Annotated in this window: 23 protein-coding genes and 1 pseudogene; 16 read left to right on the top strand and 8 right to left on the bottom strand. The window is 39.0% G+C overall.

The genetic code is table 11. The annotated features are described in order from the left end of the window. The first annotated feature begins 34 nt into the window (after positions 1 to 34). The gene (locus FTT91_RS08135; RefSeq protein ID WP_180169244.1) at positions 35 to 1,183 is read left to right on the top strand and encodes a phospholipase A; all 1,149 of its coding nucleotides are present in this window, start codon (positions 35 to 37) and stop codon (positions 1,181 to 1,183) included. A gap of 93 nt (positions 1,184 to 1,276) precedes the next feature. On the opposite strand, the gene FTT91_RS08130 is transcribed toward FTT91_RS08135, so the two are convergent. The 3 genes from FTT91_RS08130 to ilvA form a co-directional block, all read right to left on the bottom strand. Continuing rightward, positions 1,277 to 2,617: a TrkH family potassium uptake protein gene (locus tag FTT91_RS08130; protein ID WP_004973423.1), complete on the bottom strand. Its 1,341-nt coding sequence runs from the start codon at positions 2,615 to 2,617 to the stop codon at positions 1,277 to 1,279. Then, entirely contained in the window at positions 2,614 to 3,270 is a 657-nt protein-coding gene (locus FTT91_RS08125; protein WP_004973425.1) for a TrkA family potassium uptake protein, read from the bottom strand. Before FTT91_RS08125 ends, FTT91_RS08130 begins: the two co-directional genes overlap by 4 nt. A 129-nt stretch (positions 3,271 to 3,399) precedes the next feature. After that, positions 3,400 to 4,938: a threonine ammonia-lyase, biosynthetic gene (ilvA, locus tag FTT91_RS08120; RefSeq protein ID WP_019837302.1), complete on the bottom strand. Its 1,539-nt coding sequence runs from the start codon at positions 4,936 to 4,938 to the stop codon at positions 3,400 to 3,402. A 106-nt stretch (positions 4,939 to 5,044) separates the two neighbouring features. Between ilvA and rpiA the strand changes: the two genes are divergently transcribed. From rpiA to FTT91_RS08085, 7 genes are all read left to right on the top strand, one after another. Further along, complete coding sequence (rpiA, locus tag FTT91_RS08115; RefSeq protein ID WP_179995374.1) at positions 5,045 to 5,716, top strand: ribose-5-phosphate isomerase RpiA; 672 nt, start codon at positions 5,045 to 5,047, stop codon at positions 5,714 to 5,716. Positions 5,717 to 5,807: 91 nt separating this feature from the next. Continuing rightward, complete coding sequence (locus FTT91_RS08110) at positions 5,808 to 6,488, top strand: M48 family metallopeptidase (protein ID WP_180169243.1); 681 nt, start codon at positions 5,808 to 5,810, stop codon at positions 6,486 to 6,488. Between the two features lie 187 nt (positions 6,489 to 6,675). Further along, the gene (gene argC, locus FTT91_RS08105) at positions 6,676 to 7,731 is read left to right on the top strand and encodes an N-acetyl-gamma-glutamyl-phosphate reductase (protein ID WP_178867407.1); all 1,056 of its coding nucleotides are present in this window, start codon (positions 6,676 to 6,678) and stop codon (positions 7,729 to 7,731) included. A 79-nt stretch (positions 7,732 to 7,810) separates the two neighbouring features. After that, complete coding sequence (locus FTT91_RS08100; RefSeq protein ID WP_180169242.1) at positions 7,811 to 8,584, top strand: DUF6776 family protein; 774 nt, start codon at positions 7,811 to 7,813, stop codon at positions 8,582 to 8,584. Between the two features lie 19 nt (positions 8,585 to 8,603). Next, positions 8,604 to 9,020: an ATP-dependent Clp protease adapter ClpS gene (gene clpS / locus FTT91_RS08095; protein ID WP_004973438.1), complete on the top strand. Its 417-nt coding sequence runs from the start codon at positions 8,604 to 8,606 to the stop codon at positions 9,018 to 9,020. Positions 9,021 to 9,029: 9 nt separating this feature from the next. Beyond that, complete coding sequence (gene clpA / locus FTT91_RS08090; RefSeq protein WP_180169241.1) at positions 9,030 to 11,306, top strand: ATP-dependent Clp protease ATP-binding subunit ClpA; 2,277 nt, start codon at positions 9,030 to 9,032, stop codon at positions 11,304 to 11,306. Positions 11,307 to 11,421: 115 nt separating this feature from the next. After that, positions 11,422 to 11,775 carry a YnfA family protein gene (locus tag FTT91_RS08085; RefSeq protein ID WP_004973443.1) on the top strand — a complete coding sequence of 118 codons (354 nt, stop codon included), beginning with the start codon at positions 11,422 to 11,424 and terminating at the stop codon, positions 11,773 to 11,775. 75 nt (positions 11,776 to 11,850) lie between these two features. On the opposite strand, the gene FTT91_RS08080 is transcribed toward FTT91_RS08085, so the two are convergent. From FTT91_RS08080 to FTT91_RS08070, 3 genes are all read right to left on the bottom strand, one after another. After that, entirely contained in the window at positions 11,851 to 12,339 is a 489-nt protein-coding gene (locus FTT91_RS08080; protein ID WP_004973445.1) for a hypothetical protein, read from the bottom strand. A gap of 148 nt (positions 12,340 to 12,487) precedes the next feature. After that, entirely contained in the window at positions 12,488 to 13,408 is a 921-nt protein-coding gene (argF, locus tag FTT91_RS08075; protein ID WP_004973455.1) for an ornithine carbamoyltransferase, read from the bottom strand. A gap of 111 nt (positions 13,409 to 13,519) precedes the next feature. Next, positions 13,520 to 14,170, bottom strand: coding sequence for a TetR/AcrR family transcriptional regulator (locus FTT91_RS08070; protein WP_180169240.1), 651 nt, complete (start codon positions 14,168 to 14,170; stop codon positions 13,520 to 13,522). A 337-nt stretch (positions 14,171 to 14,507) separates the two neighbouring features. On the opposite strand from FTT91_RS08070, the gene prpB reads away from it, so the two are divergent. The 4 genes from prpB (at position 14,508) to FTT91_RS08050 (ending at position 17,334) form a co-directional block, all read left to right on the top strand. Beyond that, complete coding sequence (prpB, locus tag FTT91_RS08065) at positions 14,508 to 15,392, top strand: methylisocitrate lyase (protein WP_004973459.1); 885 nt, start codon at positions 14,508 to 14,510, stop codon at positions 15,390 to 15,392. Positions 15,393 to 15,396: 4 nt separating this feature from the next. Further along, positions 15,397 to 16,533 (top strand): 2-methylcitrate synthase, encoded by a 1,137-nt coding sequence (gene prpC, locus FTT91_RS08060; RefSeq protein ID WP_004973461.1) that lies wholly within the window; start codon positions 15,397 to 15,399, stop codon positions 16,531 to 16,533. A 298-nt stretch (positions 16,534 to 16,831) separates the two neighbouring features. Beyond that, positions 16,832 to 17,053, top strand: a complete 222-nt coding sequence (locus FTT91_RS08055) for a hypothetical protein (RefSeq protein WP_004973462.1) — start codon at positions 16,832 to 16,834, stop codon at positions 17,051 to 17,053. Positions 17,054 to 17,058: 5 nt separating this feature from the next. Continuing rightward, a complete protein-coding gene (locus tag FTT91_RS08050; RefSeq protein WP_004973465.1) occupies positions 17,059 to 17,334 on the top strand; it encodes a type II toxin-antitoxin system RelE/ParE family toxin in 276 nt (91 codons plus the stop codon). A 7-nt stretch (positions 17,335 to 17,341) separates the two neighbouring features. Here FTT91_RS08050 and FTT91_RS08045 read toward each other — a convergent pair whose 3' ends face one another. Then, on the bottom strand, positions 17,342 to 17,836 hold the full coding sequence (locus tag FTT91_RS08045; protein WP_096901591.1) for a CinA family protein: 495 nt from the start codon (positions 17,834 to 17,836) through the stop codon (positions 17,342 to 17,344). 212 nt (positions 17,837 to 18,048) lie between these two features. On the opposite strand from FTT91_RS08045, the gene FTT91_RS08040 reads away from it, so the two are divergent. The 4 genes and pseudogenes from FTT91_RS08040 (at position 18,049) to FTT91_RS08025 (ending at position 22,249) form a co-directional block, all read left to right on the top strand. Then, on the top strand, positions 18,049 to 18,279 hold the full coding sequence (locus FTT91_RS08040; protein WP_026438431.1) for a hypothetical protein: 231 nt from the start codon (positions 18,049 to 18,051) through the stop codon (positions 18,277 to 18,279). A 532-nt stretch (positions 18,280 to 18,811) separates the two neighbouring features. Then, positions 18,812 to 18,973, top strand: a complete 162-nt coding sequence (locus FTT91_RS08035; protein ID WP_004973471.1) for a hypothetical protein — start codon at positions 18,812 to 18,814, stop codon at positions 18,971 to 18,973. A 409-nt stretch (positions 18,974 to 19,382) separates the two neighbouring features. Next, positions 19,383 to 21,750 (top strand): annotated as a pseudogene (locus tag FTT91_RS14885) (TonB-dependent receptor domain-containing protein). A 25-nt stretch (positions 21,751 to 21,775) separates the two neighbouring features. Further along, positions 21,776 to 22,249, top strand: coding sequence for a hypothetical protein (locus tag FTT91_RS08025; RefSeq protein ID WP_180060069.1), 474 nt, complete (start codon positions 21,776 to 21,778; stop codon positions 22,247 to 22,249). Positions 22,250 to 22,445: 196 nt separating this feature from the next. Here FTT91_RS08025 and FTT91_RS08020 read toward each other — a convergent pair whose 3' ends face one another. Then, entirely contained in the window at positions 22,446 to 22,799 is a 354-nt protein-coding gene (locus tag FTT91_RS08020) for a hypothetical protein (protein WP_096901594.1), read from the bottom strand. Between the last annotated feature and the right edge of the window lie 208 nt (positions 22,800 to 23,007).

Genomic DNA, 23,007 nt, shown 5'->3' with positions numbered 1-23,007 from the left:
TACGTGAAATAACAACGAAAACTTAGGGGGATTTATGAGCGCGTTCAAACTGTTTGAACGCACAGGACTGTCGCTGAGTGTTGCCGCACTCAGCACTGTGTTTGTGGCGAAAACCTATGCACAAGACCCAGCTAGCTTAGTTGCACCTGCAACACCTGAAGCCTGTGTGGCTTTAGAGTCAAATGCTGATCGTTTGGTGTGTTACGATGCTCTGTTTAAAACTCCTGAAGCAGAAAAAACAGCGCTGATTAGCGAACGTCAAGCCGCTCAGGCACTTGCTCCTGCACCTGAAACTGTGAAAGAAAAAATTGCAGTGGGTGTGAGTAATTTATTTTCATTTGATGTACCAAAGCTTGATCCGAATGTATCTTTACTGGATAAGCGCTGGGAGCTTTCACCCGATAGCAAATTAGGCACATGGAATTTACGTGCTTATCAACCTGTGTATTTGATGCCTACTTTTTGGACGTCCGATAAAAATGAACGTCCACAAAGCTTGAATGAGCAAAATACCGTTCCCGTGGGTAAGGAGCAAAACCTGACCTCAATGGAAACCAAATTTCAGCTGTCTTTAAAAACCAAAGCGGTAGAAAATCTGTTGGGTGATAACGGTGATGTGTGGCTAGGTTATACCCAGTCATCACGTTGGCAGGTTTATAATGGTGATGAGTCACGTCCATTTCGTGAAACCAATTATGAGCCTGAAGCCAGTTTGATGTTCCGCACCAACTATACACTTATGGGGCTGCATGGTCGTTTATTGGGTGTGACGTTGAACCATCAATCCAATGGTCGTTCTGATCCATTATCACGCAGTTGGAATCGGGTGATTTTTAATTTAGGTTTTGAAAAAGACAATTTTGCCTTGATGTTACGTCCGTGGTATCGCATTGAAGAAGACCGCAGCGATGACAATAACCCTGAAATTAAAAATTATATCGGGCGTGGTGACATGTTGGCATTTTATCGCTGGAAAGAGCATGACTTTTCTTTGATGTTGCGTCATAGCCTAAAAGGTGGTGATGACTCGCACGGTGCGGCACAGTTTGATTGGGTTTTCCCGATTAGTGGTAAGTTACGTGGTCATTTCCAATTATTCGATGGTTATGGCGAAAGCTTAATTGACTATAATCACCGTGCAACCTATGTAGGTTTAGGTGTTTCATTAATGAATTGGTTTTAATGACCTAGCATTGATTTAAAAAGTTTTAACTGAATTTAAAACGCCAATCTTGAAGATTGGCGTTTGTTTTTGAAGTCGGATCGTATCCAGCTTTTATCCAACTTGAATATCTGCGGTTGGATGTTTAAGTCGGCTTTTTTGTGGTGTGGCGATTAAATAAGCCAAAGTCAGCGGCCCTAAACGACCTGCAAACATCAACAACATTAAAATAATTAAGCTGGCAGGTTGTAATTCACCTGTAACACCACGGGATAAACCCACCGTGCACGCTGCAGATACAGCCTCAAACAACAGGTCTAAAAAATTCAGTTTCGGTTCAAGGGCAAGTAAGCTAAACAAACCGAGGCAAATTAACATACCTGTGATGCTGATCACCGCCAAAGCTTTAAAGGTGGTACGTTCAGGTACAGCATGATTAAACACACGCACCTCATCTGAACGTCTTAAAAAACTGATCACACTTAAAATGACAATAATAAATGTGCCAACTTTAATACCGCCTGCGGTACTAAGCGAACCACCACCAATAAACATCAGAAGCATGGTGAGCAAGGTCGAGCTATTTTGCATACTTGCGACATCTAGACTATTAAAGCCTGATGAGCGAGGAACGGTAGCGTGAAACCATGCATTGAGGGCTTGATCGCCAATACTCATGGCTGCAAGGGTATGTGGATTATTGGCTTCAATCGCCCAAATCAGCAGAAAGGCCACAAAGTTTAAACCAGCAATGGTCGATAAAATCAGCTTGCTATTGGGTGAGAGTTTTTTCCAGCGTTTGGCACGTTTAATATCCATGAGTACCACAAAACCAATACCGCCAATGATATACAGCATACTAATAGTTAAGGTAATCAGGTATTGATCTGCAAAACTCATTAAGCTATTGGGAAATAATGAAAATCCACCATTGTTAAAGGCTGAAACACTATAGAAAGCCGCATAGAAAAATGCATCGCTAAATGGATAATCCTGCATCCATGCCAAGGTTAAAATAACCGTGCCAATCCCTTCAAAAAACAATGAGTAGAGCAACACGCTTTTAATGGTCATCGACACTTTAGACAGGTTGGTTTGCCCAATGGTGTCTTGCGCCATGATTTGTTGTTTTAAACCAATTTTGGATGACAAACTTAAAACCGCTAAAATCGCAAAAGTCATAAAACCTAAGCCACCACATTGTAACAACAACATAATGACCATTTGCCCAAATACGGTATAAGCATCGCCAATATTCACTACAGACAATCCAGTGATCGTCACTGCAGATGTAGCAGTAAATAAGGCATTAATCCAACTCATCTCGCCATGATGGGAAATGGGCAGTTTCAGCAAGATTGTGCCAATGCTAATAAAGCTTAAAAAGCCCAGTGCCAAAAGACTGGGTGGGCTTAAATTGACAGTTTTGATTGGTTGTTTCGCTGTTTTTTTCATTCTGACTTAAATTGTTTAGATAAGCGTTTTAATGGTTCAAGTTGTCCTTCAACCACCAAAATATCATCTGTTTGTAGCATTAAATTGGATTCAAGCGTATAGAAAATCGTTTCGGCACGTTTAAACAGTAAAAGTTTAACTTCGGGTGCATGTGACATCAGACTATGAATGCGCGTGCCATGCAAGTTGTCTTTAATTTTTACTTTTACAATATAGTGGTTGTCGTTTAGGCTCATATAACGACTCACCATCGGATAACTCAGCGATTGCGCGATGCGAACGCCCATATCTTCTTCAGGGTGAATAATTTTACTTACGCCCAAATGGGTCAAAATCATGGTGTGCGCTTTACTTTTGGCTTTAACGTAAATTTTAGAAATACCCAAATTCTTTAAATTTAAGACACACAAAATACTGGCTTCAATATCTTCACCAATGGCGACCACCACTGCATCACAATTTTGAATATTCAGTTCTTCCAAAACGTGTTCATCGGTTGCATCGGCAATCACCGCATGGGTAATTTGATCGGCAATGTTTTCTACAAACTTTTTATTGCTATCAATCCCAATGACATCATGGTTGAGTTTGACCAATTGTGTCGCCACAGTTGCACCAAAGCTACCTAAACCAATGACAGCAAATTGTGCCATAGCATCATCCTGAAAAATTATATTATTCTTCCAATATTCTAAAATATTTTAGGGCTCTATACTGTAGCAATATGACTAAAAAACCGCTGAAATCAGCGGTTTTTTGCACTTATTGAGATGTGTGATCGGTTATTTTAAGAAACGCTGATAACCCAAGTTATTAGTAATCTCTTGGTATGGATAAGTGATCTTTTCCAAAGTTTCAATTAAACCATCTGGGTTCTGTTTGGCATCCGAAGCTTCTAAACCGACCAATACACGACCTTCCGCTGCACCGTGGTTACGGTAATGGAACAGGGTGATGTTATGGGTTGGGCCTAAGCGCTCCAAGAAAGTCAGTAATGCACCCGGACGCTCTGGAAATTCCACACGGAATAGACGTTCATTTTCAATATCGGCATGACCACCGACCAAATAACGAATGTGTAGTTTTGCTACTTCATCATCCGACAAATCATCAACATCGTACTGGGTTTTGAGTAACTCATAAATGTCGTGGCGTTCTTTTTCACCAGATTTTAAGCTGATGCCGACAAAGACTTGTGCAGCAGTAGCATCGCTGGCGCGGTAGTTAAACTCGGTGATATTACGACCTTGCAGCGCACGGCAGAAGTTAAGGAACGCACCTTTTTCTTCTGGAATGGTCACGGCAAAAATTGCTTCTTTATGTTCACCGAGTTCAGTACGTTCCGCAATATAGCGTAAACGGTCAAAGTTCATGTTTGCGCCACAGACAATTGACACAATATTTTTATTTTGCAATTGGTGTTGCTCGACATATTTTTTGATGCCTGCCAAAGCCATTGCACCTGAAGGTTCTACAATGCTGCGGTTTTCATCAAAGGTGTCTTTAATTGCCGCACAGATTTCATCGGTATTCACCAAAACTACATCGCGCTCAACAATTGGGCCTGATTGATCTGATTTTTGTAGTTGTAAAACTTCAAACGGTTTCTCACCAATTTGTGCGACAGCAGTACCATCGGCAAATAAACCCACTTGCGGCAAAATAACCCGTTCATTGGCTTCAAAAGCCGCTTTTAAGCAAGCCGATTCATCATATTCTACAGGAATGACTTTGACATGCGGTGCGACATCGCCCAAGTAGGCTGCAACACCTGCAATTAAACCGCCACCACCAACAGCAACGAAAACATATTCGACATCGCGCCATTGACGCAAAATTTCGTTGGCAATCGTACCTTGACCTGCCATGACCAATTCATCGTCATACGGTGGAATAAAAGTCATGCCTTCATCTTGGGCACGTTGAATTGCATATTTGTTGGCAACATCAAATGAGTCACCATGTAATACCACTTCGCCACCCAAGCGTTTTACCGCTTGTACTTTAATATCTGGCGTGGTTTTAGGCATAACGATAATGGCGCGAATGCCCAGTTTTTGCCCAGACAATGCTACACCTTGCGCATGGTTGCCTGCAGAGGCAGTAATTACACCACGTTCAAGTTGGTCTTTGGGTAATTGGCTAATACGGTTATACGCACCACGCAATTTAAAAGAGAATACAGGTTGTAAGTCTTCACGTTTAAAGCGAATGTTATTGTTCAGTTTTTCACTAATTCGTGGCGCTGCGTCGAGTGGGGTTTCGATTGCAACATCGTAGACCGTTGCTTGTAAAATTTGTCGAACCAAACGAGACAGCATGTTAATCTTCCATCTAACAGTTTAAAATAGGGGGTTATTGTAACAAACCCCTGCACATTTGCGCTGTAAAATCGGCAACAAATGTCAAAAATAGTTGAGTGAAGTCATGAGTCTGTATGCTACCCAAGATGAAAAGAAGCAAGCGGCTGCCAAAGCAGCATTAAAACATTTGCCTAAAGGCGGGATTTTGGGGGTAGGTACAGGCAGTACAGTCAATTTCCTGATTGATTTATTGCCTGAATTACAATTAGAAGCAGCTGTGGCAAGTTCTGAAGCGACTGCGGAGCGCTTAAAGAAACTTGGTATTGAAGTGGTCGATATGAACTCTGTGGGCAGTTTAGATGCTTATGTTGATGGTGCAGATGAAATTGACCGTCACATGCACATGATTAAAGGCGGCGGCGCAGCGTTGACCCGTGAAAAAATTGTGGCTTCTATTGCACGTAAGTTTATCTGTATTGTCGATGATTCAAAATGGGTAGAGCAGTTAGGACGTGAGTTTGCATTGCCAATCGAGGTCATTCCAATGGCTCGTTCTGCGGTAGCACGTAAAATTGTGGCTTTAGGTGGCGATCCTGCTTACCGTGAAGGTGTGGTAACTGATAACGGTAACGTGATTTTAGATATTTATAATTTAAATATTTTAAATGCGTTGGAATTAGAAAAAACCTTGAATGATATTCCGGGTGTTGTGACCAATGGTATTTTTGCCATCAATAAAGCAGATATTGCAATTGTAGCGACCAATAACGGCATTGAAGAACGTACTGCGGTTTAATTCGTCTCCCAAGTCCCTTGTTTTTAATGGGGAACTTTTCTTCCTCCTTTATTAAAGGAGGGGTCGGGGAGGATTTAATAAAAGAACAACAATGACATTATCCGACTTACCTGAAATTCAAATCACACCACATGCAAAAGCAACACGTTTACGTTTGCGTGTCGAGCCGCATCAAATTCGCTTAACTGTACCGAAATATTGTACTCAGCGACAAATTCAGGATTTTTTGCAGCAATCTGAACAGTGGATGATTGAAACTTGGCATAAACAGCAGGCGCAGCAAGGACTTGTGCAGCGTGAATTGCCAAATCAGTTATCACTTTTTAATTTGGCTAAGCCTTTAAATATTCATTATCAAACACAAAAACACAGTTTTATTTTAGATTTAAAACAGCATTGCCTATGGGTTAGTGACCGCCAACCTGCGGCATATTTAAAAGCCTTTGTTATTGCTTATGCCAAACAAATGTTGCCGATATATTTGCAAACAGTCAGTCATGAAATTGCTTTGCCATTTAAACAGTGCGCAATTCGTCAACCGAAAACCCGTTGGGGCAGTTGCAGTACGCAACAGCATATTATGCTCAATAGCGCCTTGGTGTTGTTTCCTGAACAAATTGTGCGATATGTTGCTGTGCATGAGTTGGCGCATACACGACATTTTGATCATAGTCCTGCATTTTGGGTTGAAGTACAACGGCATGATGCGCACTATTTGCAGCATCGCAAGCAGTTAAAAACAACGTCTTTGCCTTGGTGGTGGTATCAATAAAAAAGCCAACACCCACATGATAAGACTACAATGCAAAGGTGTTGCACGTATTGACTACAATCCAAATCATCTTTTATAAAATCAACAGAATAAAGAAAAGCCCCAAAACCCTAGTAAAACAGTTCAGAAAACCAAAACTTCCTGTCATACTATAGCGTTAGCTTAAACATGCTTTTGAATTGAGGTAATGCACGTGATTTCAGTTGGTATTGTCGGTGGTACAGGTTATACAGGCGTTGAATTATTGCGTCTTTTGCTACGACACCCAAATGTGAAAGTAAATGTACTGACTTCACGTACAGAAGCGGGTCGCCGTGTAGATGATATGTTCCCAAGCCTGCGTGGACACACAGACCTGTGCTACTCAGATTTAAACATCGAAGAATTAAAACAGTGTGATGTGGTGTTCTTTGCTACACCGCACGGCGTTGCAATGCAACATGCTGCGGAGCTTGTTGCAGCCAACACCAAAGTGGTCGATTTAGCAGCAGATTTCCGTTTGCAAGATTTAGCACAGTTTGAAAAATGGTATGGCATGCAACATGCTTGCCCAGACATTTTAAAAGATTCAGTTTATGGCTTGTCTGAACTCAACCGTGAGCAAATTAAACACGCACAGGTGATTGGTAACCCAGGGTGTTATCCAACCACAGTGCAACTTGGTTTAGCGCCATTATTTAAACAAGCTGAAGCTTTAGTGAAACCTGAAAGTATTATTATTGATGCAAAATCGGGTGTATCTGGTGCAGGGCGTAAAGCCAGTTTGGGCATGATTTACTCTGAAAATGCCGACAACTTTAAGGCTTATGGCGTTGCGGGGCATCGTCATCATCCAGAAATTGTAGAAGCATTGGAAAATATTTCGGGTCAAAAAGATGTGTTTAATCACATTGTGTTTGTACCGCATTTAGTACCTATGATTCGCGGTATGCTCAGCACCATTTATGTAGATTTAACTGATGCAGGTGATGCAGCAGATTTACAAAGCCTGTATGAGCAGTTTTATGCCAATGAACAGTTTGTAGATGTCATGCCAGCCAACAGTTCACCAGAAACACGCTCAGTACGTGGCGCTAACCAGTTGCGTATCGCATTGTATAAGCCACAACCGAAAAAATTAGTACTTTTGGTGGCACAAGATAACTTGGTGAAAGGTGCAGCAGGGCAAGCAGTACAAAATATGAACCTCATGTTTGGTTTTGCAGAACATGCAGGACTTGAGGTGATTGGTTTATTACCATAAGAACACGTTTTTCAACTTCACACACATTTAGATTTCGATTTAAATGTGTGTTTTGAATGAATCAAAACAAGAGATGACGATGCATAACACCGATACAGAAACCACGTCACAGTCGAATTCAAGCATGACACCCTCATCTACACCGCCAGAAAAAAAGCCATTTCTTGAAAGCAATGCGCCTTTGGCAATTGGTGCTGCCATTTTAATTTTAGGTAGTGGCTTTTTGGGCTATTCAGTCGGGCATCGTCAGGGCTTAACTGTGGTTGGTTACGATGCCGATGCAGAACAACTGATTGAAGTGGTGCAAGAACAAAAAACGCGTTTGGAAAGTCTGAATAAGAGCTTAAATGCTGCGGTTCAAGAACGCGATGTTGCGGTCAGTAACTCCAATGATTTGTATCAAGCTTTCACTCAAGCAACTGAAGATAAGCAACGTACTGAAGGCATGAGTGCGATTTATCGTGAAGTTTTGCGTCAACGTGGTGGTTTAAGCCTGACCGTGCAAAATCTTGGGGTGAAACCATTACCAGACAATGCTTATGAATATCAGGTCGATTTGGTACAAGTGAGTCCAAACAAGCGACGTGCAAGTGGTACGGTAGAACTGCGTTTAATTCAAGGCACAGAAGTGCTGGTTGTTCCGATGGAAGACAGCAATTTTAATTTTGATAATTATGAGCGTTTAACAGGGCGCTGGAGCATGCCTAAAGGCTTTAATCCAGACTTTATTGAAGTCCGTTTAAATGGCGCAACTCCTGTGATTAAACGCTTCAGTTGGAGCAAAGGCAAAGCCGTGGAGGCAGATTCTGCCTTTATTTCTGAAATTCCACAAGCAGAAGCTAGCGCTCAATAATGTGTGATATGTAAAACTTATGCGAACCCAAAAAAGATCCATCTGTTTAAATGAAATTAAAACCACTTTTCATCAATCTGGCTATGTCGATTGGCATTTAACCCCGCGTTTAAGTGTGGATGATGCAGGACATGAAGATGATGGTGATATTGCGGTACAAACTGCGCCGCCACAATTAAAACGCCCACCTTTATATGTTGTCGTTTTAATGAACGATGATTACACCCCAATGGACTTTGTAATTGAAATTTTACAACAATATTTTGCAATGAATCTTGACCAAGCGACTCAAGTAATGCTAACTGTACACTATGAAGGAAAAGGTGTCGCAGGGGTCTATCCGCGGGATATTGCGGAAACGAAAGCGAACCAAGTCAATAATTACGCTCGATCACAAGGTCATCCATTACTTTGTCAGATTGAGCCTAAAGATTAAGGGGGTTACATGCTCAGTCGTCAATTAGAAGTATCACTACGTTTGGCTGTTAGCATGGCTCGTCAAAAGAGACACGAGTTTCTAACGGTTGAACATTTATTATTGGCTTTATTAGACAATGATTCGGCAGTCAATGCACTCAAGGCGTGTGGTGCAGATGTTATTGTGCTGCGTAAAGAACTCGAAGAATATGTAGAACAACATACCCCTAAACTTGCTGAAAATAACGATCAGGCGCCGCACCCGACCGAAAGTTTTGATCGCATTTTGCAGCGTGGTATTTTCCATGTGCAATCTAGCGGTGGTGACCGTACGGTTGAAGGCGCAGATATTTTAGTGGCAATGTACTCTGAACGTGATTCATTTGCCGTGTATCTACTCAAGCGTCATCAAATTAACCGTTTGACCTTAACGCAATACTTATCGCACGGTACACGTAAAGACGAAACGCAAGCGGAAGAAGAGGTTGAAGAATTAGATAGCGAAAGTTCAAGCTCTGCCAATGCTGGCCCGTTAGAGCTTTACACGCTAAATTTGAATACTGAAGCGCAAAAGGGTAAAACCGATCCGTTAATTGGGCGTGAAAAAGAAATTGAGCGTGCTGCACAAATTCTATGCCGTCGTCGTAAGAACAACCCATTGTTGGTGGGTGATCCAGGCGTGGGTAAAACCTCTATTGCCGAAGGTCTGGCGTGGCTGATTGTGAATGGTAAAGCGCCAAAACCACTCGAAAATGCCGAAGTATATAGTTTGGATATCGGTGCGTTGGTAGCGGGTACAAAATACCGTGGTGACTTTGAAAAGCGTTTAAAACAACTGTTAAATGCCTTGAAAAAGAAACCTGATGCCATTTTATTTATTGACGAAATCCACATGATTATTGGTGCAGGCTCAAGCATGGGCAGCACTATGGATGCATCAAATTTAATTAAACCTGCGTTGGCAAATGGTACTTTGCGTTGCATTGGCTCGACGACATTCCAAGAATATCGTCAGGTATTTGAAAAAGACCATGCACTTTCACGCCGTTTCCAAAAAATTGATGTGAATGAGCCTTCAATTTCAGAAACGATTGATATTTTACGTGGTTTAAAATCGAAATTTGAAGAATTTCACCATGTTAAATATGATGATAAAGCATTGGTGTCTGCGGTAGAGTTATCGGCCAAATTTATCAATGACCGTTTCTTGCCAGACAAAGCTATTGATGTGATTGATGAAGCAGGTGCGCAGCGCCGTTTAAGAGCTGAGCAAGATGATACTTTAATCACAGTAGAAAACATTGAAGATATCGTCTCTAAAATTGCACGTATTCCACCTAAAACCGTATCGAAAGATGACAAGACTGTACTTGAACATCTTGAGCGTGATTTAAAACGTGTGGTCTTTGGTCAAGATGAAGCTATTGAAGCGTTAGCATCAGCAATTAAACTGTCACGTGCTGGTTTAAAAACACCAGACAAACCAGTGGGTAGTTTTGTATTTGCTGGCCCGACAGGCGTTGGTAAAACCGAAGTTACCAAGCAGTTGGCAAAACTGTTGGGTGTGGAATTGGTTCGCTTTGATATGTCTGAGTACATGGAGCGCCATGCCGTTTCACGTTTAATTGGTGCACCTCCAGGCTATGTCGGTTTTGATCAGGGAGGCTTACTCACCGATGCGATTCATAAAAATCCGCATTGTGTGTTGTTGTTGGATGAAATTGAAAAAGCGCATCCTGATGTATTTAACCTATTGCTGCAAATTATGGATCATGGTTCATTGACCGATAATAATGGTCGTAAATCAGACTTCCGTAATGTGATTTTGGTTCTGACCACTAATATTGGTGCGGAAAGTATTTCCCGCGTGAGCATTGGTTTCATGGATCAAGACAACAGTAATGACAACCAAGAAGCGATGAAAAAAGCCTTCTCACCTGAGTTCCGTAACCGTTTGGATGGGGTCATTCAATTTAAAGCTTTACCTACTACAGTAATTGAAAATGTAGTGGATAAATTCTTGACTGAATTACAAGCGCAGTTGGATGATAAAAAAGTCATTCTTGAGGTTGATCAAGATGCGCGTGAATGGATGGCTGAGCATGGATATGATCGCTTAATGGGCGCACGTCCAATGCAACGTCTGATTCAGGAACACTTGAAAAAGCCATTGGCAGAAATGATTCTGTTTGGTGAACTTGCAGAACAGGGCGGTAATGTGGCTGTTTCTGTGAAGAAAGAGAACGGTAAGGCAGTCGGTTTGAAACTTGAAGTCTTTGAAGATCAAACGGCTGAACTAGCCTAATCAATCCTTATTTGAATTTTGAAAATAACCCATGTTGAACATGGGTTATTTTTTATGAATTCGCAGATGCGTGAACTTGAATCGTTACTGCTAAAAGAGAGACCACACAGGATTTATGGATTTTCAGATCACTAAAATTGCCAGCACAACGTTCTTGTTTTTTGTTACGGCAGTTATGGAAATATTAGGCTGTTATTTTCCTTATTTGATTTTAAATCAGGGGAAATCACAGTGGTTATGGCTGCCAACAATTTTAGCCTTAGCGGCTTTTGTGTGGTTATTGACTCTACATCCTGCGGCATCGGGGCGAATTTATGCGGCTTATGGTGGTATTTATATTTGTACAGCCTTGATTTGGTTAAAGTATGTAGATCAAGTCAATTTAACACGTTGGGATATGTTCGGTGGAATGATAGTAGTTTTAGGCGCATTGATCATTATTTTACAACCGCAAGGTTTAATACGTTAGGTTATATTTGGGTTTACGCATTAAACCTTAGGCATTAAATCTTAAAGCTGAGGTTGTTTTAGTTTTAAATACAGTTCAGTCTGCTTTAAATTGGCACTCGCTATTTGCCAATTGCACATTAAACTGGGTTTTTTCTGCACTGAGTTTTAAGTTCAATACATAGGGATTTACCCGTTGGAACTGATGCTCAAAAATAGATTCACAATTATGAATTAAGTTTTGTTTAATCATATTTTTGACATTGTTATAACCCGTACTTTCTACAAACTGCGTGAAGTCAGGTGAAATAATCATGCCACGAATATTGATTTGTTTGTCTGTCGCCGTACTTTGTTCAATCACTGTATTTTGATCGACCTGATAAGGCATAGTACGAGAATCTTCATCACTAATGACATCTAAAATTTCATTTAAAGCGACGATATTTTGAATTTTATAATCTGCACTTAGAATCTTTTGTTGGACTAAATATTGATCTAATTCACTGGCTTTGGCATAGAGTGAAGCACTCGCGATCAGTGTAGTAGTGCACAGCGTAATTGTGGCAAGTGTTTTATCAATCATATTGTTTATCTAGGCTCTTTTAGAAATTTTAGAAAAATAGACCATAACTCAAGATTATAGCGAGCCAAATAAAAAAACAGCACCTTTTGGTGCTGTTTGTAACAAAACTCATCAAAGTTTTGCGAATATTTAAGACGGGTTTTAAAGCTTAGTCTTTTTTAAGATTTTCATTCAATAAAAACTCAACCAATGCTTTTTGAGCATGTAAGCGATTTTCTGCTTCATCCCACACTACAGCATTTTTGTGATCGAGCATATTTTCAGAAATTTCTTCACCACGGTGCGCAGGTAAGCAGTGCATAAATAAACAATCAGGATGTGCTAAATCCATCAGGCGTTCATTCACTTGATAGTCTGCAAACGCTTTTTCACGAATTTTTTGTTCTTCTTCCTGTCCCATGCTTGCCCAAACATCGGTCACAATCAGATCAGCATTCACTGCTGCATCCTCAGCAGAATCGACCAATTCTACGCAGTGTGCAAATTCAGACAGGAAGCGCTGTTCTGGCTCATAACCTTTCGGTGTCGCAATTTTTAAATTAAAGCCCCACATGTGTGCTGCTTCAATATATGAGTTACACATATTGTTGCCATCACCAATCCACGCCACAGTTTTACCTTCAATTGAACCACGGTGTTCAACATAGGTTTGCATGTCTGCAAGGAGTTGGCATGGGTGATGATCGTCAGTTAAGGCATTGATCACAGGAACTTTAGAGTAAGAAGCAAAGCGTTCTACAATGTCGTGACCAAAGGTACGAATCATCACAATGTCAAGCATACTTGAAATGACGCGTGCAGAATCTTCAATTGGCTCACCGCGACCTAATTGTGTGTCACGTGATGATAAGAAGATCGCGCTACCACCAAACTGACTCATGCCAGCTTCAAACGATACACGGGTTCGGGTGCTGGATTTTTCAAAAATCATACCCATGACTTTGCCAGGAAAAGGCTGGAAAACTTCATTGTTATGCTGTTTACGCTTAAGCTCAATGGCGCGTTGCAAAATTTGATTCAGTTCTAAAGTCGATAAATCGCGTAATGTTAGAAAGTGACGTAGAGCCATTCGTTACTCCACAATAATTGCTGAATGAGAAAAAACAACAATTAGTTGTTGGTTGGTTAAGTGAAAAAGGGAATCGGCTAATATACTATAGGATGCAGAAATTGCAAAAAACTAAGCTTTTTGATGAGCGTCTAGAAAGCGATCTACACAATAACTTACATAATTGGTTGTTTCTTGTTCTGTTTCTTGTTTTGGAATACCCATGATGATACGCCATTCAAAATTTCTTAAAATACCGAAATACAGTTGTGCAGAATAAATAGGCTGTTCACAGCAAATTAAACCTTGCTGACTGGCATGTTCCAATACTTTGGCAATACAAAGTTGCACATGCAAAGGGCCGCGCTCATGTATGTGTAAGGCAATATCAGGATTGCGCTGACTTTGCTCTAATACCAGACGCATAAAGGCTGCATTTTCTGGTTCCAAAATATGATGATAAAAATTCAATAAGGTTTGAATCAAATAACCACGTAAATTTGAATCAATTTGTTCAAAGGGAATGTGAATATCCTGAAAAAATTTATCACGGCGATAATCACAAATAGCTTTGAATAACCCTTCTTTATTGCCAAAGTATTTATAGATCGACGCTTTAGAACCGCCTGCGTGTTGCACAATATCATCTAAGGATACGGCATCGTAACCACACTCTAAAAATAGCTCAGTTGCACTGACTAATAACGCTACACATCGCTCATGACCACGCTTGGTTGGTGGTATATCTTTACCTAAAGGAGCGAAATGGGCGAGTTCGTGCATATTGAGTAAAAAATCATCAATTAAATAGAAGGGAGATTGTCATTATAACAAATATATGTACAGCGTGCTGTGTCGAAGTGTACTTGCACATGGCATGATTTGAGCTGAAAAAGCCATATTTTTAGAAAATAGTTTAAATTTTGCTTATTTAGTGTACTAAAAAGCTGTGTTTATCAAAAATAAAGAATAACCAACATCACGAAAATTTATTGTGCAATAAATTTGAAAATTATTTGACTAAAGTTTTAGAGTATAGATTCTAAAAAGCCATGGCGTGATCTCGCATTCTCGATATACTCGAATCTCGAAAAATATAGTAAGAAAAGCGGAAAGGAAGATGACAGAACAAACATCTGCGGGCTTAAGATTCAGACAAGCCTTGGAAGTCGAAAAGCCATTACAAATTATCGGCACGGTAAATGCTTATGCTGCCATGATGGCAAAACAAGTGGGCTATAAAGCCATTTATTTATCTGGTGCAGGTGTTGCCAACTATTCTTACGGTTTACCTGACTTGGGCATGACCAGTTTAGACAACGTCTTGGAAGATGTACGTCGTATTACTGAGCGTGTTGATACACCATTATTGGTGGATATTGACACAGGTTGGGGCGGTGCATTCAATATTGCCCGCAGTATTAAACAAATGATTGCTGCGGGTGCTGCTGCAGTTCATATTGAAGATCAGGTTGCACAAAAGCGTTGTGGACATCGTCCAAACAAAGAAATTGTAACCCAGCAAGAAATGGTTGATCGTATTAAAGCGGCTGTTGATGCGAAAACCGATTCAAACTTTGTAGTCATGGCACGTACTGATGCCTTGCAAAAAGAAGGTTTACAGGCGGTTATTGACCGTGCTTGCGCATGTGTGGAAGCGGGTGCAGATGCAATTTTTGCAGAAGCTATGACTGATATTACCATGTATAAAACTGTATGTGATGCCGTAGGTGTACCTGTATTGGCAAACATTACCGAGTTTGGTGATACCCCTTATTACACCACTGAAGAATTGGCTGAGCAGGGCATTCGCATGGTGTTGTATCCACTTTCACCAACTCGTGCTATGCAAAAAGCAGCACTTGAAGTGATGCAATCCATTCGTAAAGATGGCACGCAAGTGAATGTCTTAGACAAAATGCAACAACGTAAAGAATTATACGAATTCCTTGATTATCATACTTTTGAAAATACATTAGACAAGCTGTTCAAACAGGAGAATTAAAAAAATGGCTGAAGGAAAAGTACTCACAGGCGCAGGATTGCGTGGACAAGTGGCAGGTAAAACCTCACTCTCAACTGTTGGTAAAAGTGGCGCAGGCTTAACTTACCGTGGTTATGATGTGCAAGACTTGGCAGAAAACTGTCAGTTTGAAGAAGTTGCATACTTGATTTTCTTTGGTGAATTGCCGACTTCAGAGCAATTGGCTGCCTATAAAGCAAAATTGAAATCTTTACGTGCATTGCCTCAAGCACTCAAAGAAGTGCTTGAGCGTATTCCTGCAGATTCACACCCAATGGATGTGATGCGTACAGGTGTTTCAATGCTAGGTAACTTAGAAACCGAACAGTCATTTGAACAGCAACAAGATGTAGCAGACCGCATCTTGGCGACTTTGCCAGCTATTATTTGCTACTGGTATCGTTATAGCCACGATGGCGTGCGTATTGAAGAAAATACGGATGATGATTCAATTGGCGCACAATTCCTGCATTTATTACGTGGTGAAAAACCAAATGAATTGCATGAACAAGTCATGAATGTGTCATTAATTTTGTATGCAGAGCATGAGTTCAACGCATCAACATTTACAGCACGTGTTTGCGCATCAACTTTGTCTGACATGCATTCATGTATTACAGGCGCGATTGGTTCATTACGTGGCCCATTACACGGTGGCGCGAATGAAGCAGCGATGGAAATGATTGAAAATTGGACATCGCCAGAAGAAGCTGAACGTGAAATGCTAGGCAAGTTGGAACGTAAAGAAAAGATCATGGGCTTTGGTCATGCGATTTATAAAGACAATGATCCACGTAACGGCATCATCAAAATCTGGTCTGAGCGTTTAGCGCAAGATGTAGGTGATACAGTACTTTATCCTGTATCGGTGCGTTGTGAAGAAGTGATGTGGCGTGAGAAGAAATTATTCTGTAATGCTGACTTCTTCCATGCGTCTGCGTATCACTTTATGGGTATTGCGACCAAACTATTTACACCAATCTTTGTGATGAGCCGTGTAACAGGTTGGGCAGCACACGTGATGGAACAGCGTGCAGATAACCGTATTATCCGCCCAAGTGCAGATTATACAGGCCCAGAATTGCGTAAAGTTGTACCAATTGCAGAGCGTTCGGCTGCTTAATTGGTTGTCTAAAAAGCTGTACCGTGCATGAACATCATGTGATGCAGCAGTTTAGGCTGAAGATAAGGTTTCATTGTTAAGCAATGGAACCTTATTTTTTTTGAGGTTTGGATGAGGGTAGTCAAAAATACAATGAGTAATTATTGAAGCGTTAGAGAATTAAAAAAGATCGGGCGTACGATAGCGCATTTTTAAATATTTGATCATAAAAGAAGGTTGTTGTATTTTGTTTCTTAAGGTTGTAAATGGTTGCATGATTGGCTAAAATTTATTCCATAATTAATATGAGGAAAAAGCAATGTCACATGTAGCAGTTAAAATAGACAGCGATATTGTTGAATCAGCAAAGATTTACGGGATGGCTGAAAGTAGAAGTGCAACTAAACAAATTGAGTACTGGGCTAAAATTGGAAAAATCGCACAAGACAATCCCGATTTAACTTTTCAAGATATAGCAGATTTGTTGCTTAGTATGGCGCATGTCAAAGCAGGGAATACAACACCATATAGCTTTGGTTGAGTTCAATGAATATACAACAAACTCCCCTATTTGAACGGACAGTGAAAAAACTAACCAAGCAGCAGAAAAAAGATGTTGATAATGCCGTAATAACCGTTTGGAATAATCCTGATATCGGAGAAGCTAAAGTGGGGGATTTAGCAGGAGTATTTGTTTATAAATTTAAAATGGACAAACAGCTTGTGCTACTGGCTTACTCTGTGAGTGATGACGAAATCATGACACTCTATCTTTTAAAATTGGGCAGTCATGAGAATTTTTATAGAGACTTAAAAAGATAGGTTTACTTCAGGGTGCAGTACAAGTGTTTGTATCTTGCATTAGATCAATCAGGTCTTGAGCGACTAACAGAGTGAGCTGTTCTAGTCGTTGTAATGGATTGCCATCTAAAAAATATTTGTACTGAAAAGTTTGCTGCTGATAATGAATGGCGATAAAAAATGTCCCTACAGGTTTTTCTGGTGTGGCACTGCCGCCTGGTTTCAGTAACCCTGTGCATGCCACAATAAAATCTGCATGTTGAAATAGTTTTTTGCCTTGAACTGCCATGGCTTGTGTGACTTCTGCGGATTCAGCGGTATAGGTGGCAATTAAGTCACTATTCACATGCAAAATCTCACGTTTAATGCTTGGGTCGTAACTGACTAATCCACCAAGTAAAATATTGGCACCGCTATTTTTATAAATAGAAAACTGACTACATAAGTAACCTGAGCTGGCACTTTCAATAAAAGCCACAGTCTGTTGGCGTTGTTCAAGTATGGCACAGCATTGTTTGAGCATGATAAATCTGCAAGTGAATAGAATAAGTTGCTCAAGTGTACTGAATTTTGTCGACTTGTGCGAAAAAACATCAAAAAGTGAAATGCTAAAATAAGAATGTTCACGATTTAACTGCCTATAAATACAGCAAAATTTACAATTATAGGTTTAATCGTGGCATGAACGGTGATACAAATAAAAGTAAAGCAAAAAGTAATAAAAAGGATGCTGTGATGAAAACAACGGTGAAATATATCGTTTTAAAAAGTTTGGACTATCAACTTGGTACATCATTATTTGAGGATGAAATTGATGCTGATGCACAATATTTTGACCAAATTCCAAGCATTATTGAATATCAAAACTTGCGCTTTAAAGTCGTGAGTAAAGAACAAAAGCGTTTACAACTGATTGAGGAAAATGAGGAGCATCAAACCATCATTGTCAGAGTTTTGGTGATTTAAAGTCATTTCAATCTAGATTAGTCAGAGCTTCAATATAACAGCAGAATGATTGAGCATCAGTGGAGCGTATCGAAGTTGGTGTTTTTTTAGTCACTGGATGCAAAAAATTGTATTTCACATTACAAGAAAAAATTGAAGAATTGATTAAAAATGCTAACTACGTCACATATTTGTGTTGGTATTTTTGTAGATTAGCATTTTTCAAACGGGCTGTAATGGCTTAAATAAGCTTATGTTTTTTAGATCAATTTTTATTTTAACAGACTGATAATTGAGATAGAGAGAAAATTAATTAAAATATCTTAAAAATATAATCATGACAGATAGAACAAAATATAATTGAATTTTAACGTATTTTTTGAATGCGTGTTACATTTTGGTTTTTATTATATTGTTAAATAATAAAGTGTTTTTCTTAGATAAAATTAAAAAAAACAGTGTATTTTCTTTACTGGAATTGAGCATTTTTGTTATTGCTGTGTATAGTCCTTGCATCTCACAATAGTGAGGAAGTTTAAAGGGGCTAAATATAATGAATCATAATGCAATTATCATGATGACGCTGATCATTTTAGCTGTGGGATTTTCTCTAGGCATTTATGTGTATTTTGAACAAAAGAGAAAGCAAAATGAAGAAATTCAGCTGATCATTACAGAAGCAAGACAGGGTCTAGTAGAGTTAGATCGGAAATAATAATCTAGGTGTAAATCGTATACTTCGATGCGGATCCAATGGGATATGTTAAAGGTGAAAAATAGACTTAAAAAAGTAATTTTATGCCACTGTTTGTCGGTCAGATGACGATAAAATAAATGAACGAAACATAGCTGTAGTTTCTTAGTTTTCCCACATTCCCATGTGGGATTTTTTTTGTCTAAAATTTAGACTAGCGCAGTATTTATTAAGATAAGTCATTATTTTTATGTACAAAAGTGACCTTTATTATAAAGATCAAAATAAGGCGAATTGTATAAAAAAACTATTAAAATTCGATTTGTTTTTCAGCATTTAGATGCATAAAAAATTTACCGTTGATAAAAAAATCACACCACTTTGTAGAAATGTTATAACATAACAACAGATTGTATTGGGGGATTTTTAAATGCGTTTGACGCTACTCGGCTTATCCATTTTTTATATGATGCATACAGCTCATGCTGAAACAACTGTACTTGAAATCATAAGCTTGCAGGCACAACAAGAAAACTCAGACCATGTTGTGGGAAAAGAAAAAATTCAAACGGCAAATACTTTGGGAGATGCTTTAAAGCATTTATCGGGTGTACAAAGCAGTGCTTTTGGGCCACATGCAGGTACGCCAGTCATTCGTAGTTTGAGCGGGCATCGTGTTGGTGTAATGGAAAATGGATTAAGTATTCAAGGTTTAAATACCATGAGTGGTGATATAGCCATTCCGTTTGATTCTTTATTCAGCCAAAACATCACTGTAAATAAATGGTCGGATGTAGTGAGACATGGTGGGCAGGCAATTGGTGGGAGTGTTGATATTGATACAGGTTTAATACCCAAAGAAATTGCCAACAAATTAGATTATATGGAAGTTGTTTTGCGTAAAGGATTCAATCAGTTTGATGCAAAAGACATGCGTATAGAATTGAATAATCAAAAAAACTGGGCAACCACGTTGCAATTTTCGCAGCAGGAAATAGATGTGTATGATATTCCTGGCGCAAGTAAGGCGGCTGTGTGTGAAACGCAAGTATTTGGTGAGCGTGGTGGGGTAAACACAGGTTTAGCCAGCCAGTGTCAAAAAGATACTCGTATCGAAAAAATATTTAATACGCGTTATCAACCTTATTTAAATAATTATGTGCTTGAACATATTCAACAAAATCCAAGTAATTTATCAGATTATTATGATAGTCAGGAGTCGGCTAAATATACCGATAAACCTGTATCAACTTGGTATGTAAATGGCAGATATGTAGATTATGTCAATACACCAAATCCCGACTATGTTGCAGGTGAGAGTAAGGAAGCAATTCAAAAAATAAACCAGGATGTTACACCCAATTATTATAAAAAATTGGCCAATTCAGCCTCAACACAAGATCATTATGCGATTGGCACAACTTATTTTATGGAGCAAGGCTATATTGGTTTCAGTGCAGATCATAAAAGCAGTCAATATGGTGTGCCGGGTTTTTCTTTAGAAAATGAGTCATTTCAAAGTAGCTATACTGAGTTGTTACCAGTTAGTGTACACACCAAGCAGAACCGTTTTGCGCTAGATGCACTATGGGAGCAGCCTGCAAATTTTGTAGAGTCGATACAAGTTAAAGCAGCAAAACTCAATAATAGTTCGGGTGAATATATTGCGGCGGAAAATGCCAATCAGTATCAATTTAATACTCAACAGGCTGAATTAAGTATTCAACAACACCATTGAAGTTGTTGAATAATTATACCTTGAGTGGTGAAATAGGAACGATTTACTTTAACAGTGATGTAACAGGAGCAGGGGATTTAAAGTATTTACCGAATGTCAAAAGTGAAACTTTTGCGTATTTTATTCAACAAAAGCTGGATTTTAATCGTTTTTACTTGGATGCAGGTTATCGCGCCGAGCGATTGCAGCATAAAATTCAGGATCAAAGCTTTAAATTGGCACGGAATGCACAAAATACAACATTAGAAAATAGAGATTTTGATTTAAACAGTTTTTCTGTTGGTGTGGGGACTCGATTAACAGATTATTTAGAATTAAAAGCAAAATATAGTGCAGCTAAACGTGCACCTGAAATTAATGAGTTATATAGTAGTCAGCCGCATTATTCGGTTTTAGCTCAAGAAGAAGGCAATCAAGATTTAAAAGTTGAGAAACTAAAAGCGAAAGAATTAACGGCAATTTTTTCTAATTCTGCATCACGTTTACAAACCACAGTGTATGAAATGAATTTTGATAATTATTTATATTTACGCAATACAGGAATGTCGATGCGTAATCGTTTACCGTTAAAATATTGGACGCAAACAGATACGACAATTACTGGTTTTGAGGTGGATGCAGCACATACATTTTCACTACAAAAATACGGTGATTTAAGTGTTTCAGCTTTCGCTGATTTAGTGAAGAATAAGACCCAATTAAATACAGACAATACAGACTCTAATAATGAAGGGCAGTATTTTTCCAATATGCCAACAAATCGTTATGGGGCGAGCTTAACTTGGGATTGGTTAGATTGGTCTGTAAATGTGACGAGTACCTATTATGATCAGCCTAAATATTTAGGTAAAATATTTTTGATGAGGTTGCTTTACCAAGTTATCAGTTGTTAGATATGTCTATTAAAAAGAAAGTTGCATTAAAAAATGCCAGTTTTGACTTTTTCTTACATGGCTCAAATTTATTAAATGAAGAGGCACGCCCACAAAATTTACCATTGAAATATATTGCACCATTACCTGGTCGCGGATTTCAAATTGGCATCAATATACATTTGTAGTTTTTACGCTTAGAAGGAAGCAAACATGAAAAAAAATTATTTAGTTCTTTCAGTAGTGTGTTCAGCAATATTACTTAGTGCATGTAATCAATCTAAAGCACCTGAAAATCCAGCTGAAAAAGTAGAAACTCAACAGCCTGCTGTGCAAAATACCACGAATGACGCAGCAGCCTCTGAGGTTGTAAATGATGGTCCAATCCAACAATTTACAGCTTATGGTGTAACACAATCATGGCGTGTACTTGTAGATGGCGACCAGATTGAGGTTGAAGGAACAGCGTTGCCAAACTTTAAAATTCCAGTTGAACGTTCAGCGTATGCAAAAGGGGTTGAGTTTATGGGGCAACATGACAATAAAGCGGTGAATGTGAATATTAATTCGACACCGTGTAAAGATGCAGATGGTACAATGGCTGAATTTTCTGTGACCTTAGATTATGGCGATCAAGTTTTCAAAGGCTGTGCTGTTGCAGGTATTGTTCCAACAGCAGATACCTAATTTTCTTAGAATTTAAGCCCTAAAAAAGTATAGAAAAAACCACCTTTCGGCATATCGCTCAAAAGGTGGTTTTTTAATTCAGTATTTATTTTAAAGCTTGCTTGTATAAATAAAAGCATCATCAATATAACAAATAGAATGATTTATCAATCATAAATAATATGAATGATGTTTTTAAGTGTAGATCAGCAAAAATCTATTTTTTAAATTCAGTAATATTAATAGGCTGATCTTTGACTAACTCAAGTACACCTTCACCACCTTTAAAATGAATAGATACACCATCATCATTGCTCAGTAAAATACCGCTACCAGATACAGCACGTTTTAAATGATACACTGTGTCAGAATTATCTACCATTTCTGCAGTTTCAAAATTATCTGAAGATTTTAATTCAATGGTTAAGTCTTGTGGGCCATTAAAATAAATAACTTGTGTTTCTGCAGGTGCATTACTTTGTACTTTTTCTTGGCTCACTTCATTATTCGAATTTGAGTTACATCCCATTAAACCGAATGCAAGTAATGTTGCCCCTAAAAAATATTTCATTTTGTACCTTTTCTAAAAAATTGAAGCAAACTTATACTAATGACTTTAACTTTTGATAAAAAGATAGAATTACACTTTTATACGGCTTTGTTGCACAAAGATTTGAAATGCAAAGCGCCCCTAATTGATCCAAATTTAAGGCGTAACTTGGGTAAGTGGGCGACCTAATTCCGTAAATCTGTTAAGGACTGCTACACGTGCATGGATC

It is taken from the genome of Acinetobacter sp. YH12021, from assembly GCF_013420145.1.
Taxonomy (GTDB): Bacteria; Pseudomonadota; Gammaproteobacteria; order Pseudomonadales; family Moraxellaceae; genus Acinetobacter; species Acinetobacter towneri.
This window is presented reverse-complemented; position numbering and strand designations above follow the sequence as displayed.